The 20,434-nt window shown below is 47.7% G+C and carries 16 protein-coding genes and 1 riboswitch; of the genes, 10 read left to right on the top strand and 6 right to left on the bottom strand.

Annotation, left to right across the window (positions count from 1 at the left end; all coding sequences use genetic code 11):
* Positions 1-253: 253 nt before the first annotated feature.
* Entirely contained in the window at positions 254-1,183 is a 930-nt protein-coding gene (locus RIF36_RS03075) for a hypothetical protein (RefSeq protein ID WP_350129842.1), read from the bottom strand.
* A 19-nt stretch (positions 1,184-1,202) separates the two neighbouring features.
* Entirely contained in the window at positions 1,203-2,453 is a 1,251-nt protein-coding gene (locus RIF36_RS03070; RefSeq protein ID WP_350077183.1) for a CHASE2 domain-containing protein, read from the bottom strand.
* A gap of 186 nt (positions 2,454-2,639) precedes the next feature.
* Between RIF36_RS03070 and meaB the strand changes: the two genes are divergently transcribed.
* Positions 2,640-3,638 carry a methylmalonyl Co-A mutase-associated GTPase MeaB gene (gene meaB / locus RIF36_RS03065; protein ID WP_350129839.1) on the top strand — a complete coding sequence of 333 codons (999 nt, stop codon included), beginning with the start codon at positions 2,640-2,642 and terminating at the stop codon, positions 3,636-3,638.
* A 16-nt stretch (positions 3,639-3,654) separates the two neighbouring features.
* On the opposite strand, the gene RIF36_RS03060 is transcribed toward meaB, so the two are convergent.
* Genes RIF36_RS03060 through RIF36_RS03050 form a run of 3 tightly spaced genes read right to left on the bottom strand, consistent with a single transcriptional unit; the run spans position 3,655 to position 7,358 of the window.
* A complete protein-coding gene (locus tag RIF36_RS03060; protein WP_350129836.1) occupies positions 3,655-4,335 on the bottom strand; it encodes a head GIN domain-containing protein in 681 nt (226 codons plus the stop codon).
* Between the two features lie 60 nt (positions 4,336-4,395).
* The gene (locus tag RIF36_RS03055; protein WP_350129834.1) at positions 4,396-5,430 is read right to left on the bottom strand and encodes a DUF5074 domain-containing protein; all 1,035 of its coding nucleotides are present in this window, start codon (positions 5,428-5,430) and stop codon (positions 4,396-4,398) included.
* The gene (locus tag RIF36_RS03050; RefSeq protein ID WP_350129831.1) at positions 5,427-7,358 is read right to left on the bottom strand and encodes a TonB-dependent receptor plug domain-containing protein; all 1,932 of its coding nucleotides are present in this window, start codon (positions 7,356-7,358) and stop codon (positions 5,427-5,429) included. Before RIF36_RS03050 ends, RIF36_RS03055 begins: the two co-directional genes overlap by 4 nt.
* Before the next feature lie 133 nt (positions 7,359-7,491).
* Positions 7,492-7,698, bottom strand: a riboswitch (cobalamin riboswitch).
* Positions 7,699-7,893: 195 nt separating this feature from the next.
* Between RIF36_RS03050 and RIF36_RS03045 the strand changes: the two genes are divergently transcribed.
* The 9 genes from RIF36_RS03045 (at position 7,894) to RIF36_RS03005 (ending at position 18,755) form a co-directional block, all read left to right on the top strand.
* A complete protein-coding gene (locus RIF36_RS03045; protein ID WP_151999671.1) occupies positions 7,894-8,355 on the top strand; it encodes a hypothetical protein in 462 nt (153 codons plus the stop codon).
* 32 nt (positions 8,356-8,387) lie between these two features.
* Complete coding sequence (locus RIF36_RS03040) at positions 8,388-9,581, top strand: ABC transporter substrate-binding protein (protein ID WP_350129827.1); 1,194 nt, start codon at positions 8,388-8,390, stop codon at positions 9,579-9,581.
* 8 nt (positions 9,582-9,589) lie between these two features.
* Complete coding sequence (locus RIF36_RS03035) at positions 9,590-10,645, top strand: FecCD family ABC transporter permease (protein WP_350129824.1); 1,056 nt, start codon at positions 9,590-9,592, stop codon at positions 10,643-10,645.
* On the top strand, positions 10,642-11,652 hold the full coding sequence (locus RIF36_RS03030) for an ABC transporter ATP-binding protein (RefSeq protein ID WP_350129821.1): 1,011 nt from the start codon (positions 10,642-10,644) through the stop codon (positions 11,650-11,652). Before RIF36_RS03035 ends, RIF36_RS03030 begins: the two co-directional genes overlap by 4 nt.
* Before the next feature lie 81 nt (positions 11,653-11,733).
* Entirely contained in the window at positions 11,734-13,125 is a 1,392-nt protein-coding gene (locus RIF36_RS03025) for an LA_2272 family surface repeat-containing protein (protein ID WP_350129818.1), read from the top strand.
* Between the two features lie 139 nt (positions 13,126-13,264).
* A complete protein-coding gene (locus RIF36_RS03020) occupies positions 13,265-14,593 on the top strand; it encodes an NAD(P)/FAD-dependent oxidoreductase (RefSeq protein WP_350129815.1) in 1,329 nt (442 codons plus the stop codon).
* 18 nt (positions 14,594-14,611) lie between these two features.
* Complete coding sequence (locus RIF36_RS03015) at positions 14,612-16,408, top strand: 4Fe-4S binding protein (protein WP_350129812.1); 1,797 nt, start codon at positions 14,612-14,614, stop codon at positions 16,406-16,408.
* A gap of 98 nt (positions 16,409-16,506) precedes the next feature.
* Complete coding sequence (locus RIF36_RS03010; protein WP_350129809.1) at positions 16,507-17,097, top strand: hypothetical protein; 591 nt, start codon at positions 16,507-16,509, stop codon at positions 17,095-17,097.
* Between the two features lie 2 nt (positions 17,098-17,099).
* Positions 17,100-18,755: a flotillin family protein gene (locus tag RIF36_RS03005; protein ID WP_350077161.1), complete on the top strand. Its 1,656-nt coding sequence runs from the start codon at positions 17,100-17,102 to the stop codon at positions 18,753-18,755.
* A 55-nt stretch (positions 18,756-18,810) separates the two neighbouring features.
* On the opposite strand, the gene RIF36_RS03000 is transcribed toward RIF36_RS03005, so the two are convergent.
* Entirely contained in the window at positions 18,811-20,175 is a 1,365-nt protein-coding gene (locus RIF36_RS03000; RefSeq protein ID WP_350077159.1) for a sodium-dependent transporter, read from the bottom strand.
* Positions 20,176-20,434 lie beyond the last annotated feature (259 nt).

Here is a 20,434-nt window from a genome sequence, read left to right as displayed (position 1 = left end):
ACCTGTAGATTTTTGGACGTGTCTCGCTAGCCGGAAGGGGGCTGGTCGCTAAGGAGTTGTTTTGCAATCAGATCGATCTATTGGAACCAGTTCAGAATTTCTGGGACTGGGCGCTTAACATGACCATTGCCCTAACAATTCCGTTTCTATTGTTCGCCTCTCTTGCCTAAATCCAGCCGCTTTCATTTTGTCAGAATATGGGCATAAAAAAAGGGGCTTGCGCCCCTTTTTATCTTTTTTTTTAAAATTCGCCTTAGTTAGCAGTGGCAACAAGGCCATTCTTTACAAGGAAGCTCTGATACATGTCCTGGAAGTCCTGTACTTCAGGAGACATCTCGATGGCCTCTTCATACTTAGTCAGCGCATCAAGCACAAGGTTGTTTTCTTCGAAGAAAGAAGCATAAATGATCTTATTCAGCGGCGTTTCTTCGTTTACTTCACTCTTCAGGTCTTTGATGTTTTCGTTTACCTTGGCAGACTCAGTGTTTGAAAGACGCTTGATACCGAAGTCATCTGACTTAACATCTTCATTCCCTTTTACTTTCACATTGAGGATAACCAATCTCTCCTGGGCCAGTTTGGGGCTTGTAAAGTCAAGCTCATAAGCCGTCTGATCAGTTTCTATCTTAGCTACTTCCTCGTCGAAGATATTCTTCACAGTCACTATGTAAGTCGTCCCATCATCTTCCAAACCATCCCAGCGAATTATTGCACTATTGCCATAAATGTCAACTGAATTTGGAAGCATCACTTTAATTGCACCGCCAACCTTTCTTTCAACAGCACCAGTCGCTTTCATGTTTGACCGGTAGTTTCCGCCACCATCGCTTTCGTTCATTTTAGCAGCTATGTAGTTAGTATAACGGCTAGCAGTAGTAGAGCTTGTGGCCGCAATTTTCGCCGACAAATCGTCTATCTTCACAGTGCCAGGAGTTCTTATCTCAGTGGTTTTACCGCTGCTGTGAACCAATCCGATGTAAGCGCCATTTGCAGCGATGATTTGATCACCTTTTGCAAGCGTTGCGCCAGTTTTCAAGGTTTCTGCCTGACTTGTACCAGCCTTTTTTACCTGGTTTTCACCTTTGTTAGCCAATACCCGAAACTCATAACCCTGAGCCAATACACTGCTGCTCAAAAAAGTCAGCAATACCAAGAACGTCAAAAGAATTGTTCTCATTTTCATAGGTCTAATTTTTAATGTTTTACAATTTAATTTTTCTTTTTCTACTTTTAAAAAGCCCGGTGACTGAATTCTTCACCACGCTGTAATATACTTCCAGAGAGTCGCCGGCAAGGGCTATAGCCACCATGCCAATGGTTAACTCCGGCTTATAATTGAATTTATCCAACACAATTACATTCATTACACTAATTCCCAAAACTTCTACCAACTGTATCAATTTAGTGGCACCGTCGTACCATTTGGAATACACTCTGTATATGTAAGAGAAAGCCGCTACATTGATCAAACACAATAGCACACCAATTATAGCGCCGGTTGTATCATCCATGGCATCTATATAATCCTCATTAAGGATCATTGCCACAATGTTGGCATGCACAACACCCCCAAACATATCCGGATAGGATCTTCCTGCAAACTGCGAGTTAATCGGCGAATAGTACTTGTCTTCTATTGTAAGTCTATCACCAAGGTACTCTCCTAGAAAGCAGAAGATCACAATCTTATCCTTAATCAGAGACGGGTCGAAATTCTGGTTAAAAACATCATTAATATCAAGGGCAAAAAACATTGTGCCATACACTGAGGCACCATAGTCCATCACGTTTCCCCTATAATTAATCGTTTCCTTCTCATTATCTCTCTTCAACAACCTGTCTACTTTCTCTGGTTCCAGGTACTGAGCCAGTTTCACTGCAAATGCCAACTCTTGCTGCCCTGCTACCATCTCCTTGGGAGTAAACTCCCGGGTCATTTTCAGTTCTTCCTGAGTTTGGGCATCTGTAATAAAATTAACAAAACCCGTCTCAGCATACTGAGTGAACCTTGGAAGAGATTTCCCCAGAGAATCAAATTCATTTTTATCCTCGTCGAAGGTTTCAAGCTTGCTGCCCATCACAAGATTCCCCACTCTGGACAGCGCATCTTGCAATGTGGCATCTACAGCAGAATCTTTGGGTGTTCTGAAGTAAGTATCCAGGCCGATTACTTTTGGTTCATACTGATTAACAATGTCAATCATATACCCAATATCAGCCCTGTTTACCCTGCCAAGGTTGACCAGCACAATCCTGTCATCAGGAACAGCCGGCTCCCTTAGTTGGGAGAATACCACATCAGTGAGCTCTACGTCTCCAAGAGCGTCTCCAATCGGATCAAATAAGTCAAAGATCTTAAATGCGGTTACGGAATAAAACGTCCACATCAGTAAGAATATGAAGGCTGTTCCAAAAATCGAGTCCAGCCAAAATTCTCTTCTGTTTGCTTTCATAGTAGATTAGTTGCTTTGCCAACTGGTAAGTAACTAAATATTCACGAACCAACGATACAAACATAAGTAAAAGCCAAATTAAACTTAAAATAGAACAATTCTTTTTTTGGTTCTTTCGACGAAAGGAATTATTTGAAGGACGAACGTATATTGCTGTCGGTTTAAACCACTGTGACTTTTTCTTCGATGTCAACGAATATACCAAAAAGGCCAACACCAGAGGAACTGATTAGCGGAATAATCAGGAGCGACAGGGTGGCTCTGGCCAGGGGTATTACGCTCGTGGAAAGCAAACTACCGTCTGATAGAGCGCTTGCTGAGCAACTGATAGACAGATTGTTAAGCAAAACGGGCAAGGCAACAAGAATTGGTGTATCAGGCACACCGGGCGTTGGGAAAAGCACCTTTATAGAAGCCTTTGGCGAATACCTGGTCAGCGTAGGAAAAAAGGTGGCCGTATTGGCAGTTGATCCGTCCAGCAAGCAGACCAAAGGTAGCATCCTGGGCGACAAGACAAGGATGAATAAGCTGGCCGTCAACCCAAATGCCTATATAAGGCCCACTCCTACGGGCTCAACTCTGGGGGGCGTGGCAGATCAGTCACGTGAAGCCATGTTACTGTGTGAAGCGGCCGGGTTCGATGTCATTCTGATAGAGACCGTGGGCGTAGGTCAATCGGAGACCCTGGTAAGAGACATGTGCGACTTCTTCTTGCTGCTAACTATCGCTGGTGCAGGCGATGACCTGCAAGGGATAAAGAAGGGGATCATGGAGATGGCCGACGCCATTGTGATCAACAAGGCAGACGGCGACAACATGCCAGCAGTTCGGAAGACGCTCCAGGAACTCAAACAAGTGACCCACTACTTCTCGCTGCCCTCTTCCGGCTGGGTTACTCAGGTAACAACATGCTCTGCTCTACTTGGCGAGGGGATAGGTGAGTTATGGACCTTGATTGAGTCGTTCAACGAAAAGATGATTGCGAATGGCTACCTGGCGCATCAGCGATCGCAGCAAAACCTGCAATGGATGCACCAGAAACTGGATGGGCTTTTGAAGCAGGAATTTAATAGACTGGTAAAAGAGGAAATCAAAGACGTTGCTGCAAAAGTGGAAAATAGAGAGCTAAACCCTGTAAGTGCCGCACACCAACTGTTTGACCTCTACAAAAAAAAGAAAGGGTGAAAACACCCCTCCCCAATTAATTCATTCTTTTGACCGATCCTGCCCCATTCGAGTCGGCGTATACCTTCTGCGGATTGCCCTTGTAGCGAACCGAGCCTGCTCCACTGCATTCAGCCCTAAGCTCTTTGTTGGCTACTACCCTTGCTGTGCCAGCCCCTGAAGACTCCACCTCGGTGTAGTCGCAGTCGAAGTCCTCCGCATTGTAACTACCAGCGCCGGTTATATCAATGACTTGCTCCCTCGCCTTCCCCCTTAGTGTAAGCGTGCCAGCACCTGTCATGTCGGCCCTTAGCCTGTCAGCTTCTACGATTAGCCTTGTAGAACCCGCTCCACTCACATCCAATTCGAATGTTGAGGCGGTGATGACATCATCACATACAACTGTGGAAGCACCACTTAAATCCATGCCATTAATGTTCGAAAACTCAATGGTCAGATTCATGGGCCCGTTCGACCTAAAATTATTGTCTTTGATATAGACTTTCAAAGTGCTGCCTACAACCTCAGTTCGAATTCTGTCTATCAAGTTGTCATCTGCATCAATGAGTACCCTGTGCTTGCCGGTTTTTTTCAGTGTCACTTTAAAAGCACCGCCAATATCGAGGCTGCTGAACGAAGACAACTCTCTTGTTTCCTCTCCAGCCCACACCTGACCGGCGATTAGCAACCCAAGTATAAGTACTCCTATCTTTCTCATAATTATCAGTTCATTTTGAGTAAAGACTGCGGGCAAATTGAAGGGTTGCAAGTGATGGTTCTATTTAAATACGAATCCGTTTGGCGCCACCCCCGCTTCAAACTTCGATATTGCTGTTCCGTCAGCAGAATACCTGTAAACAGTACCTTTACCCTGAAAGCCCTTGGCATCGGCTATATAGATAACATCCTCGGCCTCGCTATAGCCTAGTCCATAAAAGCCAACGGCATCATCAATCGTAATAAACGCCTTTTGAAGCACTTTCCCTTCCATTTGATAGCTTCCAGCCGACGTGCCAGCTATATAGTAGAGCACACCACTTGTTTTACTAACTGACAATCGTGAAGAGGGATTAACTTCCAAATCTACCTCTTTGGTAGCTGCGGACGCTGCAAGCTTATAGATTGCTCCGTCGTTTCCCTGATAGCTTCCACCGCAGATCAGCCAAACGGCCCCGTCTTCATCTACCACCATTTCTCCCGGCGAGTAACCGACTTCGAGGGTTGTTTCAAGTTCTCCGGTGCTGGTTTTAATTACAGATACTGTGTTTCCGAAACTATTGGATGCATACACATAGCCATCGGCATAGACCAGGTTTTCAGTGCCATCATCTGTATTTACCGCTCCCTCTTTCTCAAAAGTCACAGCATTAAGAATGAGGACGTAGGACTGATCAAGGGTATAGCTCTCGTCGAAAGTGCCCCAGTTACTGACAAAAAGCCGCTCCTTGTTTCTGATCAGGTACCTTGGGTTGGCCAGGTTGTCTTCAATAGTGGCTGTTGAAACAAAGTCAGCGTTCACGACTTCAACTTTTTTGCTGTTGTTCACTACTACATAGCCAGTCTTGTCGGTATCGATAAACAACGACTGCACGACGTCACCCAGGGGTCGACTGTTGGCAGTTTGAAAAACAAAGGCAGAAACTTCCTCGCTTTCCGGGTCATAGGAAGTGATGCTTCCGTTCGTTTGGTTAAAATTACCCTCATTGACTACATACACGGATCCCACACCGTTTTTCGGATCACCTTCGTCGTCACCACCACAGCTGGTTAGGAAAACTGCGGCCACTAAACTCCATAATGCTAGCTTTTTCATTTTTTATCTTGATTTAAAGTGTAATTCAATTGAAAGGAGAATGAGCGACCCGGCATCGGCCTGTATTGCAGGTTCTCGTACCGGGTGCCCAACACATTGTCGACCTTGATCGACAGCGCAAAAAGGGACTTCCCAGCCTGAATTTGCCTGCCAGTCTCCAGATTCCAGAGCGCATAGGCGTTCAAGTTGATGTCGTTATCAACGAGCGTATACCTGCTGCCATAAAATGAAACCTGTGAATTAAAATGCCATGGCTCCGTTTGCAACCCAAAGCTCCAGTTTCCATGGTGCAGCGGCACATAAGGCAGTTGATGACCGATGTTGCTGTCGTCGCCAGAATAGCCTGCCCGGATCTGCGATACGGTCAGTTTGTAATTAATGCCGTTGGTCAACACCCATTTTCCGACGCTCCATTCATGCCCAACAGATAGCTCACCGCCACGGGAAAACACATTCCTCACATTCACAGGAGACCAGTTTCCCTCCACCTGTGGCAGCCAAAGAATCCAGTCTTGTATCCAGTGAGCGAAGCCGGTTGCAGATGCTTTTAGCGCATGTTTTCCCTGTTTGACAGAATAATCGAGGCCAGATTCTGCATTCCAACCTTGCTCTGGCTTCAGGTTTAAGTTGCCACCAGGGCTCCAGTAGCGGTCGTTGAGCGTGGGCACCCGATAGCTTCTGGAGAGCTGCGAGCGCCAATTGAGGGAAACTGCCTCCGATCGTAAAACCAGAGCGTCAGCTCCCAGCGAAGGAGCAACTGGACTCCACATGCCAGCAACAATTTCCTGACGAGCCTTTGCATTCAATGTCCATCGTGATGTTGGAAACCAATTGAGCATTAAATAGACGTTGGATCGGTTTTCACTCAAATCGCCACCGTATTCCGGCACGTCAGCTAGCATATGATTGATTAAACCACCAAGCCGGAGCTGAAGGTGGGAAAACGGCATCCATTCGATACTATTATTCCACATGTATTGAGTGGTGGCAGAGGCCAGCCCGTTGAACTTGATGAAGTCATAGATTCTCCCAACCCGTGATTCCCATTTCAACAAAGGCTGGATCCGGTGCACATAACCCAGCGACAGTCGCAGCGACTGATCAACCTGAGTGTCGCCGACTGAGGCAACGGTGTAGGGTGGAATAATCTCTCTATTATAGTGAGTCAGCCAGCCTTCCATATCAAAAACACCCTTTGACCAGGGATTCCAGAAGGCAGCAGCTTTCAGGCCTTTGCCACTATAGGCACCATGCGATTGTCTTTCAATCGGCTGCCCGGCTTTTGCCAGATTCCTGTAGGTGTAGTCGTTATCAGATTTCTTATAAAAGCCAGCGAGCGAAATGCCAGCTCTCTCACCCGACAATTTGCCTTTCAGCCCTGAAAAGCTAGTGCCAAAGCTTCCAACTTCCTGGGTTAGCCCAATGGTTAGGACGTTTTTGTCAAGCCTATCGCTGACAGCCACCGCACCTCCAATAGCGCCAGACCCGGCGAGAGCACTTACCCCTCCGTAAAAAACCTCCGCTTTGTCGATAAAGAAATTAGGGATCAGCGAGAAATCGGCCTGGCCCAGGGAGGGGAAGTTGATGGGAAGACCGTTCCAAAGCATGGAGGTTTGGCTGGCGGAGGTGCCCCTGAGGCTAATAGAGCTCAGCATACCGGGGCCATACTCCTTCAGGTAAATGCCTTGCTGCGCCTGAAGTAACTTGCCTAACGAAGCAGCTGCTTGGGCTTGAATAGCCATCGAGTCGAGTGGCTCCGAATGGCCTCCCACTGCATAGCTGTGAAGCCATGAGTCACTGATCTCCACTGGCGCCAGGGTTTTACCCATGCGAACAGAATCAGTAGCAACCTCCTGACCTTTTGCACCAAACAAAAAAAGGATGACGCAGGCTACCAGCCCGACCACCCTTATACCAACTGCATACATCTCTTTGAATTAAATTAACGGGCAAGCCCAGTTTGTTAACTTAATTCAAAGCAGTAGAGGGAATAAGGTGGAATGAAATGTGAAGCCGGAACACGGCCTTTTCAGATCATCCGCCGCTTTTCACCCGAAAGCTTTGAATTGTTTGACTATGGCAGGTCTCCTGGCTCGCCTGGCCCGTCTATCGCCTTCCCACCCCGGTTTATCGGAACAGTGACTTTTTGATAGAGGCCTTTTTAGGCTTACAGTTGCGGGGACAGCCCCCGATTTTAACGGGGTTCCCTTTTAATTCTGCTACAACTGCTGATGAGTTGAGGCAGAAACCAACGGTCGATGCGAAATACGCAATAATTGTAATGATGTTAAAACGATTCTGTAAAAATTCTCCTATTTAACACTTTTTAATACCGTTTCAAGTAACCTTTATGCCCGTTGAGGGTATATTTGGAAGAAATTTGAGTGGTGCACGCAACCTCAACCCCTGTTAAAGCGTCATTACATTGGTTTAGGTCGAGAACTAGAATTATAAAATACTACGATGTCGTTTATTGGAAAGCTATTTGGTAAAAAGGAAAAAACTCCTGTTTCACAGTGCAAAATTTGCAAAACCCTTTTGGAGTACAACGAAGGATATGCACTTACTACCTCTGAGGTAGTTAGCTCAAAGGAATATTGGGATCATAAGATGGTCGAGCCCGAAACGCTTGGGTATACGACTGCTCACTTTAAGCAGAAAGATGCCAATGCTACAAAAATGAGAGGGATCATTTTTGAAAAAACGGCTGAAAAAGACCAGACCTGGCTTGTATGCGACACTTGCATAAAGCAGTTCGAGGTGGATACCAACGAAGCCAAGAAACATGCGCTACAGTGGTGGGAATCCAAAGGCGTGTACAACCCACCAAAGTCGGGCGACGCAAAAGCGGTGCTTGAAAAAGATACTTACGAAGAAATAAAAGAATATGCCACCATGCTGGCGGGAGGCAATAAGATCAGATAAAAGCTCCGCTGCCCAACGAGCAAATATTCTAAATGAAAATACAATCCGTTCCCAAAAGGGGCGGATTGTTTTATTTTTGCCGCACCATGTTCAACAAAACACTTCTTTTCATCTCCTTTTTAGCGGGGCTTACGTTCTCCTGCCAGCAAAAAAAGACAGAAACAGCAGCCGATAACCCAACCCAACTCTCTTACATAAAGTATGCAAGTGGGCTTGTCATCACCCAGCACTCAGGTTGGACGGAAGTGGTGGTGAAGCAGCCGTGGAAGGGTGCCGGAAAGGCGATCAAGTATGCGTTGGTCGATAAAGAAGTCAATGCCGGGGCACCATTTGATGGTTACAAAATAGTGGAAGTACCTCTAAGCAAAGCGGCAGCCACCAGCACTACTCACCTCCCTCATTTCTCTGCGATAGGAGAAGAAACCAGCCTAAAGGGCTTTGCCAATGCGGACTATGTATACTCCAAGGTTTTCCGGAGCAGGCTCGAAAGTGGAGAGCTGGTCGAAATTGGGGACGGTGCCGGGGTCAACTTTGAGTCCTGCCTCAACCTGAAGCCAGAAGCATTGTTTACCTTTTCCATGGGCAACGACCGATCAACTGACGAAAGGCTGGAGCTGGCTGGCATCGACATGCTCTACAATGCCGACTACCTCGAAACGACGCCTCTTGGCCGTGCAGAATGGATTAAGTTCACAGCCGCCTTCTTCGATAAGCTCGACGAGGCTGATTCCATTTTTTCCGTGATCGAAAAAAACTATCTGGGACTAAAAGCCGAAGCGCAGAAAGCCGAAGCAAAACCAACCGTGCTGACCGGCGTGGTGTATGGCGAGACCTGGTTTCTGCCGGGTGGCAAGAACTATGGTGCTGCTTTTTTTGAAGATGCCGGGGGGAGCTACCTCTGGAAAGAAACAGACGAAAATGGTTGGCTGGAACTAAGTTTTGAGTCTGTCTTTGAAAAAGGGTTGAAAGCAGATTACTGGATTGGCGTGGCCTCCTTCACGACGCTGCAGGAAATGAAGGCGCAAGAAAGCAGGTACGGTTTGTTTAGTGCCTGGAAAAACGGCGCCGTTTACAACTACGACAATCAGTTGAACAAAAAGGGTGGAAATAACTATCTGGAGGAGGGATATAGCAGGCCAGATATTGTGTTGGCGGACCTGATACATATTATGCATCCTGGGCTCCTACCCGACCACAAACTTTATTTTTACAGAAAATTACCCTAATCTGTGCCATGCTTAGGGATTTCATCCAACAGTCGTGGAAGCAATGGTGGAAGTACTTCGTGCTTCTCAGTCTTGTGATTTTCGTTCTTTTCCTTCTCAGTCTGGCCCTGGGGTCGGTGGTGATCCCGGCATTTGACGCACTGAAAATCGTATCTGGCTTTACCAGCCAAAACGAAGCCTGGCAGGAAATTATTCTCAACTTCCGGCTCCCGAAAGCATTGACTGCCATTCTGGTTGGCGCCGCTTTAGGCATCAGCGGACTGCAAATGCAGACCTTCTTCAGGAACCCTCTGGCTGGGCCATTTGTGCTTGGCATCAGCTCCGGTGCCAGCCTTGGTGCTGCCCTGCTGATTCTGGGCGGGGCGTCGTTGGGGCTTCATCAGCTGGGTGGGCAGCTTTTTGCCAGTGCTCAGGTAATTGCCGCAGCGCTCGGAGCCATTCTTGTCATGATCGCCGTTATCTCCGTGGCCCGCTCACTGCGTGACGCCATGAGCCTCCTCATCGTAGGACTGATGTTTAGCAGCACCACAGGAGCGCTCGTCAGCATCATGCAATACTTCAGCCAGGCCGAAGACATCCAGGCTTATATGCTTTGGTCATTCGGAAGTCTAGGCGGACTTAGTTGGGAGGAAATGCAAATCTTTGCGCCTGTAATCACAATTGGTCTGTTGCTCTCTTTTGCCTCGGCCAAGCAACTCAATATGCTCTTGCTTGGTGAGCAGTACGCCCGAAGCATGGGACTCAATATCAAACGAGCCAGACTTACCATCATTATCAGCACCTGCCTGCTTGCAGGCAGCGTCACTGCTTTTTGCGGGCCTATTGCCTTTATAGGCATTGCCGTGCCTCACATGGTTCGCATGCTGTTTCCGACTTCGAACCACCTGCTGCTTATTCCGCTGGTCTGCCTGATGGGCGCAGGCACCATGCTTTTTTGCGACTTGATTGCTCAGCTGCCAGGCACATCGCAGTTGCTACCCATCAACGCCGTCACTTCTTTGATCGGCGGCCCCGTTGTTATCTGGATCATTGTGAGCAAACGAAACCTCAGGTACTCACTATGATGGCTAACAAAAGAGCGGTGATGAAATTGCGGCAACTGAGTGTCGGCTACTTCGTAAAAGGCCACCCTACCCCGCTTTTGAAAGATATCAACCTGGACATCAACCCCGGTGAGGTGGTTTGCCTGCTGGGGCAAAACGGCGTTGGAAAGTCAACGCTGCTGCGAACAATCGCCGGTTTGCAGCCTCCGCTATCTGGCGAGGTTCTTCTTGCCCATCGGCCTGTTCAAGCATACAGCATCCAGGAGTTGGCCACAAAGATTAGCCTGGTCCTCACTGAAAAGGTGGGCGGCGGCAACCTTTCCGTAGAAGAGTTGGTGGCACTGGGCCGCCATCCCTATACTAACTGGCTCGGCTTGCTTTCAAAAGAAGACAGGGCAGCCGTGAATGACGCTGTCGCTCTCACCAAAATCAACTACCTACTGAATAAAAAAGTAGGCGAACTGAGTGACGGCCAGTACCAGAAAGCTATGATAGCCAGAGCGGTGGCGCAAGACGGCGACTTGATGATCCTCGATGAGCCCACGGCGTTTCTCGATCTTAACAATAGCGTGGAAATATTTATGCTACTCAGACAACTTGCTCTTGAAAAAGAAAAAGCCGTTGTGGTATCCACACATGATTTTCACCTGGCAATGGAGTTTGCTGACAGACTTTGGCTGACCAATTTCAATAGTCCTTTGGTTGAGGGACTGCCTGAGGATTTGGCACTAAACGGACAGTTAGAGGAAAGCCTGTACCACGAAGGGTTTGGGTTTGACCTGTTAAATGGCAGAGTGCTGTTGCCAACAAAAGAAGGCACAACATTTTCTTTATCTGGAAATTCACAGGCCCATAACTGGACAAAACGGGCACTGGAAAGGCATGGCTATTTGCCTGGCGATGCAAACGCAACAATTAAGCTTACTATAGAAACTGAGGGAAATGCCACCAGTTGGGTGGTAGCAGACCAAAGATTCCTCTCCCTCGAAAGCCTCCTCAACTTTCTGCCAGGGCACAAGGGCAAGTAAGGCCCATTTTCACCTCCTCTGTAATTCTCTCCGCCTCCGGTCGTCCTTTATCTGAAGGTTAAACACGTAAAGGATAAAGCTTTGAATAGAGTAATTTTTTTGCTGCTCACCATTTGTGCAGTCTACGGCGATCTGCTTAGTCAACCAGCCAAAAGCAGGTACAAGGAAAGAACATTCCAGCTCTCCTTTTTTCCGGGCATAGGCACGAATGGACTCGAAAGCGGCTTCTATTTCAATAGATTTTCCCTTAACCTATTCGGCGGTATGTCGGCAGGTAGCCACCACTTTGAACTGGGCGGCATTTCAAATATCAACACCAACTCAAGCACTGGCATCCAGATGGCAGGGCTGGCCAACGTTATCGGAAGCCAGGCTTACTTTAATCTGACAGATGGCGAAGAGCTCTCCATTGTCAACGAAGGTTTTTCCTGCAACTTAAAGGGCATCCAGTTTTCCGGGCTCCTCAATTTTGTCAGAAACAACGTCGAAGGCATCCAGCTAACAGGCGGGTTCAACTTCAACAATGGCTACGTGCACGGCTTTCAGCTGGCTGGGCTGGGGAATATGGCTGGCAAACAAGTTTTCGGAGTGCAAATGGCCGGGCTCTATAATATTGCTATTCGTGGCATGACAGGCAGTCAGGCTTCCCTGTTGTTCAACTACACTTATGGCGAACTCAGCGGACTACAGTTGGGCGCCATCAACCGTGCGGTACAAATGGAAGGCAAAAACTCTTCACCACCGGGCCCCGACCGGGGCTTTCAACTCGGCCTGGTGAATGTTTCAAGCGAAATGGACGGAACGCAGGTTGGCCTCATCAACATAGCCAGGAAAGTGCACGGCACGCAAATAGGTTTGATCAACATCTTTAAGCCGAGTCCTTACCAGGGCTCTTCCGTGCCCACGTACGGCACGCAGGTGGGGCCTCTTAACTTTGGCTCCAGCGGTGTACACACCCGGCTTTTCACCGACGAGCTGTTTGCAGCTGTGCTGGAACGCACCACGGGCAACTGTCAAAACTGCACTTACACACCTTCACAAATGCCCTTTACGGGGCGGTTCAAAGTAGTCAATCAAAATGCACTCATATTCGCATACAATCCTTTCGAAGGCTTCAGAAACCAGGTAAAGTGGGGGTTGGGCTATGGGTTTATGAAGGTGTTTTACAACAAACACTCTATGATAGGAGCCGACACATTGAACGCTCGCTGGTTTTTAAGTGCAGGTATCAGAACAATGTACCTCAGCCAAACGATGAAATTTGATCCGAAGCTTAGTTTACTGCACAAAATGCATGTTGAAATAGGACTACGCAGAAAGAAGAAAGGGCCCCACCTGTTTGCCGGTGTTTCACTCAATGCGTATTTCCATGAAAGTCAGGACCTTAAAATCAGCCAGGAAATTTTCCAAAAAAAGGAAGACAAGCTCAACGTACAGTACTGGCCCGGGTATAGCTTTGGTTTGCACTTCTAAAGTTACTCCATCCAAATATTGATCAAGTTAAAAGCATCGAACGTTACAACTAATCGTTGCTTTTGTATCTTCACTGCCTGGTTCGGTCGCTGCTAAGACAAAGCAATTGCGGTCTGCTAGCTAAGTTTGGAGCATACTTATGGCACACATCGTCATTATCGGAAATGGAATCGCTGGCATTACCTGTGCCCGGCATGTGAGAAAGCAAGGAGGTGATCAGATTACCGTCATTTCGGGGGAAACGGAACACTTCTTCAGCAGAACAGCCCTCATGTATATCTACATGGGACACATGAAATACGAACACACCAAACCCTACGAGGACTGGTTTTGGGAAAAGAACAAGATTGACCTGGTGTTCGATTTTGTTACTGGCATCGAAACCGGGGCAAAATCCCTCCAATTGAAGTCCGGTAAAAAAATTAAGTACGATAAGCTAGTATTGGCGACAGGCTCACAGCCCAACAAGTTTGGCTGGCCCGGCCAGGATCTCCCCGGGGTGCAGGGGCTCTACTCCTATCAGGATTTGGAGACGCTCGAGAAAAACACCGGGAATTGCAAAAGAGCAGTCATTGTTGGTGGTGGACTCATCGGCATTGAGTTGGCGGAAATGCTGGCGTCACGAAAGATTCCTGTGACCTTTCTGGTACGAGAAAAAAGCTTTTGGGATTTGGTTTTGCCAGCGGAAGAATCGGCCATGATCAACAGGCACATTGTTGAGCATCATATTGACCTCCGGCTGAACACTGAGTTGAAGGAGATAAAAGCAGGGCCTGATGGGAAAGCTTCTGCCATCATTACCAGTACTGGTGAGGAAATACCCTGCCAGGTAGTAGGACTGACTGCCGGTGTGCATGCCAATATTGACCTGGCCAAGTCGTTCGGCGTCGAAACCAAGCGTGGCATTCTGGTCGATGACCATCTACAGACCAATTTGCCTGATGTTTATGCCATTGGCGACTGTGCGGAACTACGAAACCCGCTACCTCACCGGAAAGCCATAGAGCAGGTGTGGTACACAGGCCGCATGATGGGAGAAACGCTTGCTCTGACCCTGACTGGTAAACCAACCAGGTATGTGCCTGGAATTTGGTTCAATTCTGCCAAGTTCCTTGATATCGAGTATCAGACCTATGGTTCAGTGCCCGCCCTTGCTTCTGAAGGAGTAGATTCGTTCTGGTGGGAGCATGCTGCCGGGAAAAAGGGCATCAGAATTAATTTTGATCAGGCAACCGGCACAGTGCTCGGCATGAATGCCATGGGCATCCGGCAGCGACACGAAGTTTGGGACGGCTTGATCAGGCAGAAAACAAAAGTAGATAGAGTGATAAACGAACTGGAGAAGGCCAATTTTGATCCGGAGTTTTTTGATACCTGTGAGCAGGAGATCAGAGCGGCGTTTTCGACGCAGTTCCCTTATTTCGAAATCGAAAAGAAAAAGAAGAAAAAGCTGTTTGGTATTTTCTAAAGCAAGAGGAAGAAAGAGATGAGAGCAATACAACTAACCGGGCTGGCACTTTTCATACTTGGCTTTGGCCTTTTTCTGGCCAGCTTCTTTATGGCTGACTACAAAATTTCGAGGAGTGACTTTGACAAAGTTGTTGCTCACGAGGGAAAGACCCAAGGTATCCTCACTTTCACACCGGAGATAGTCGACACAGAATACAGCACGAATTTCGGGTTTGTCGGCACCATCCAAAAAGGCATCAACACCTACAACAGGCAGCAAATGATGCTCTTTGCCCTCAAGGAATCAGAGATAAATCTATTAGTTAGCGAGCTGGGCCCTCCTCCCTACACTTTCTCCCTTGAAATGCTGAACTACATCTACCCGAAGATCAACACCAGCACTATATTCAAGAGACGAAAAATGGAGGAATACGGCAACTGGCTGGAGGGGAGAAAATATGATTCCAGAGAAGCGCTGAAGAAAGACCTGATGTCAGTGGCCAACACGATCAACGATTATGGCATTATCAGTGAGGTAGGTATCGACCGCTACAAAGCCAGAGATATCAGGTACGAGGCTACCAAACTTGCCTCTCACGGGCCAATCAAGTCTAGCCCCGGCCTCTTTTTGGTCCTTTGTTACCTGCTACCAATTATTGGGGCAATGATGTATTTGCTACCTAAAAACAAACTTGATGGCCCGGCAGGTATTAAGAACAATGGCATCTTCCACAGTGCTTTGAAAAACAAAGGCTGGCTTGGCATCATGCTCGGCAGCTTCCTTATTGTCTTCTACATCATTTTGTATTTCTTCCCCGAATACATGACCGAATGGATCATTATGGTCGATCCAGTGAGTCAGCTACTAAAGAACAGTGACGCCAGCCGTTTTTTCCTCTACGGCTTCATTTACACACTTTGTATTCTCGTGATGGGAGTGCGCATGTTCATTAAATATCGGCACAGCAAATACCAGATCATGCGCACGATTTCCGTGATGTTCTTTCAAACAGCTTTCGCTTTCCTTATTCCCGAAATACTCCTAAGGCTTAACCAACCCTATTTCGACTTTAAAAACATCTGGCCGCTCGACTACGACTTCTTCTTTGACAATGAGCTCAACCAGCTTATCTCTTCAGGCAGCCTGGGCATCTTTATGCTAGGCTGGGGCATTGCGTTGATCATCATTGCTGTGCCTGTATTTGTCTACTTCTTTGGCAAAAGATGGTACTGCTCCTGGGTGTGCGGCTGTGGTGGATTGGCCGAAACTTTGGGCGACCCCTTCCGTCAGCTTTCCGATAAATCATTGAAGGCATGGAAAATCGAAAGATGGATGATCCATGCAGTGCTGGCCTTTTCTGTTGTGATGACTGGCGGCGTACTGTACACCTATTGGTCGGGCAACTCCTGGCTGGGTGTGATCGACAGCTACACACTCAGAGAAGTGTATGGTGTTTACATCGGTGCTGGCTTCGCTGGCGTGGTGGGCACCGGTTTTTATCCTTTGATGGGCAATAGGGTGTGGTGCCGGTTTGGCTGTCCGCTGGCTGCCTATCTTGGCATTGTGCAGCGCTTCAAAAGCCGCTTCCGCATTACTACCAATGGCGGACAGTGCATTAGCTGCGGCAACTGCTCCACCTATTGCGAAATGGGAATAGATGTACGCTGGTATGCCCAGAGAGGCCAAAACATCGTTCGCTCATCGTGCGTAGGCTGCGGCGTTTGCTCATCAGTTTGCCCTCGTGGCGTACTCAACCTGGAAAACAGAGACGAAGAAGGCAGGTTTGGTCAGCCGATATTGATTGGTAACGACAGCATTAAAGTGGAAGCATAAATCTTGCTTCCAATACTTTCTTTATTCTCTTTTCATAATAGGAAATTTCTCAACACTTCGTATTTTACTGAACCTTTCAACCCTAAGGTTCAAAAAGAATGATTGAGCAATACACCAATTGGTGGGAAACCCTTACCCTGCTGCAGAAAATATACTGGTCGCTGGCAGTTCCATTCACTCTTTTTTTCCTGTTGCAGATGCTGATGACCCTCATTGGCGGTGGCGATATGGGCGACGATCTGTCTACCGATGCAGAAATAGACGGCGACACCGGTGTTCCTTTTCAGTTCCTTACGTTGAAAAACCTTGTGGCCTTCTTCTCCATTTTTTCATGGACCGGCATAGCCTGCCTGGATAGCGGAATGTCGGATGGCTGGTCATTGGTAGCCTCCTCGGTCGCCGGGCTGGCAATGATGTTAATTATGGCCAGCATCTTTTACTTTCTTTCGAAGGCTGACGAGAGCGGCAACCTGAAAATGAGCAATGCAAAAGGAAAACTGGGTGAGGTGTACCTTACTATTGCCTCAAAGCGAAACAGCATAGGCCAAATCCAGATAAAAGTACAGGGTTCGCTGAGAACCCTTGAGGCAATCACCGACGATGAGACCGATATTAAAACGGGCAAAGTGGTGAAAGTCAGTGATGTTATAGACAATAATCTACTCTTAGTTACCGCAAACTTTAGCTGAATATGAGCGTATTCGCATTACCCGTAGTGGCCATTGTGGCCCTCTTTGTTTTTATCATCCTTATCACATTTTTTAGTCGCTACAAGCGATGCCCCTCCGACAGGGTCATGGTTGTCTACGGAAAAGTGGGCGGCGGTACCGACGGCCACAGCTCCTCTAAGTGTATCCATGGTGGTGCTGCGTTTGTGTGGCCTGTGTTTCAGGACTACGCCTTTCTCGACCTCACCCCTAATTCGATAGAGGTGAACCTTACCAATGCACTCAGCAAGCAAAACATTCGGGTTGACGTGCCTTCCCGCTTTACTGTGGGTATCTCTACAGAAACCGGCGTGATGGAAAATGCGGCTGAAAGACTGCTCGGATTAACCAAAGACCATATTCATGACCTTGCCAAAGACATCATTTTTGGTCAGCTAAGGCTTGTAGTGGCCATGATGGATATTGAGGAGATCAACAGCAACCGTGACAAGTTCCTGGCGAACGTTGCCAGCAATGTGGAGGCAGAATTAAAGAAAATTGGCCTTAAGCTTATCAACGTAAACGTAACCGACATTAAAGATGAGTCGGGCTATATAGAGGCGCTTGGAAAAGAAGCGGCCGCCAAAGCGATTAACGACGCCCGTAAAAGCGTGGCCGAAAAAACCAGAGACGGATCCATCGGTGAGGCAATGGCGCACCAGGATCAGAGGGTGCAGGTGGCTGATGCCAACGCCCTGGCAAAAATCGGTGAGGCCAATGCAGCGCAAAAAGAACGAATTCAAATTGCCAATGCCGACTCAAGCGCTAAAGTGGGCGAGTCGGAAGCTTTGGCAAAAGCCAATATTGGTGAGGCCGAAGCTCAAAAGACGGAAAGAATCCAAACTTCTGAGGCCAATGCAAGGGCGGTGGAAGGTGAAAACAAGGCCAAAATTGATATAGCCAACTCTGAAGCCGAAAGAAGGGAAAAAGAAGCTGAAGCACTCAGAAAAGCGATGGCCGCCGAAAAGGTGAAGCAAGCCAAAGCGCTGGAGGAGTCGTATGCAGCCGAGCAAGCAGCGGAAAACGCCAGAGCACAGCGAGACAAAGCCAGCCAGACGGCCAACATTGTGGTGCCGGCGGAGATAGACAAGCTCAAGGTAGAAATTGCCGCCGAGGCCGAAGCCGAAATGATCAGACGCCGTGCCAAAGGTGAGGCCGATTCGATTATTATGAGGCGAGAAGCTGAGGCCAGGGGTATTTATGAAGTACTGACCAAGCAGGCCGAAGGTTTGAAACAAATAGTGAACGCAGCTGGCAACAGTTCGAAAGATGCCGCCATGCTTATCATTGCCGAAAAACTACCTGAGCTGGTGAGGCTACAGTCGGAAGCCATCAAGAATATCCAGATCGAGAAAATCACCGTTTGGGATTCGGGCACTGGCAAAGACGGCAAAACGTCGACAGCCAACTTCCTTTCGGGCATGTACCAGTCGGTGCCTCCATTGAAGGAAATCTTTGAAATGGCAGGCCTTGAGTTGCCAGCCTATTTGGGAGAAGCAGCGAAAAAGGTAGCCGCAACGGAAGTAAAGGAAACGACCTCAGAGAAGAAGGAAGAAAAACCTGCTGAAACAAAGCCGTCGCATCCTGCAAAGGGAAAAGATGATCCTAAGAAAGGACTAGGCCCAGCGCCTAAGAAGTAGAAATCCAGCGCTCCGGGAAGGTGTTGATTAGCACTTCCCGGAGCACTCTTTAGTTTTAGAATATCCCCATCATATTAATCAGCACCAATCCGATAACCGCCGGGCACACAAAGCGAATGAAGAATCGCCAAATGGCTGCCGGAGTGATGCCCGCCACTAGCTCTTTCTTGAAAAATGGAGCGCCCTCAGCTATTTCATCCGATATCTTGGTGATGTCCATGACCCAACCAGTGTAAAGACAGGTCATCAATGCCACGATCACAATGAAGAACGTGCCGAAGAAGAAGTCCATGATGTCCATTACACCAGCATAGGTGTTGCCAAATACAGTGATAGAAACATTGGTGAATATGCTGGCCCCACCGCTGGAGAGTGCAGATGGCAGTCCCACTACTGTGGCGGCAATTCCTACCACCCAGGCAGCCTTTTTCCGGCTCCAGTTTTTGTTGTCGATGAAAAAGGAAGCAGGCACTTCAATCATTGCTATGGAAGACGTGAGAGCAGCCAGGCAAAGCAGGAGAAAGAAAAAAGCCCCTATGATATTGCCGCCAGCAGGTAACGATTCGAAAATGACTGGTAGTATCTTAAAAACCAAGGTGGGGCCCTGATCCGGCTGCATGCCGAAAGCAAACACCGCCGGAAAAATCATTAAGCCACCCAGCAGTGCCACACCAGTATCCATAATACCTACCCACAGGCCTGAGCTGACGATGTTACTGTCCTTTGACAGGTAAGAGCCATAGGTGATCATCATGCCCCAGCCGATACTCATAGAGAAAAAGGCTTGACCGAGAGCGGCCAGAATAGTTCCACCTCCGATTTTGCTGAAGTCCGGAACAAGGTAGTACTCAATGCCTGCCATGGCCCCGGGAAGCGTTACGCTCCTGATAATTACAACAATTAGCAAAAGAAACAGCACCGGCATCATGATCTTGGCTGCCTTTTCGATACCTCCGCTTATGCCCCCCAAAACGATAAGTGTGGACGCCGCCATGAATATGCCAAACAGTGGTAAAATTGCCACCGGATTAGCCCGGAAAGTGTCAAAATCCAGCGGAATATCGAACAGGGCAGTATACATATACCCGATTGTCCAGCCCGCAATAACACCATAATAGGAGAGCACAAAGAAGCTTACGCACAGGGATAATATACCTCCACCAAAAACCCAAAACTTACTTCCTCCTGTATCCTTAAATGCACCCACAGGGTTTTTTCGGGAGAAACGACCAAGCCCCATTTCATTAAAAAGTAATGGGGCTCCCACTAAAAGGATGCAGATAAAGTAGACAAATACAAAAGCGCCGCCACCATTCTCTCCTGTCAGGTAAGGGAATCTCCAAATGTTGCCTAAGCCCACAGCGGAGCCGGCAGCGGCCATTACAAAACCAAACTTACTTCCCCAGTTATCTCTAGCCATAGTTGTTTATTTGACCTTCGAAAATAAAGGGAAAATCGTATGTCACCATATATGGCTGGCCTTATTCCACTAGCGGCGGTGAAAAAAGTCGACAAAGGAATGTAACCTCGGATCACAAAATGAAGTCAAAGCGACTGCAAAGAAATAGTGTTAACTGTCTGTACAGCTAAAGTTTTAAAATCCTTTTCGCAAAAAACACGTAATTAGCATTATGATTACTCTACTACTACTTTTTCTATTTAGCGTTATACTTGGCTGG

The sequence above is a fragment of the Imperialibacter sp. genome (assembly GCF_040222815.1).
GTDB lineage: Bacteria > Bacteroidota > Bacteroidia > Cytophagales > Cyclobacteriaceae > Imperialibacter.
This window is presented reverse-complemented; position numbering and strand designations above follow the sequence as displayed.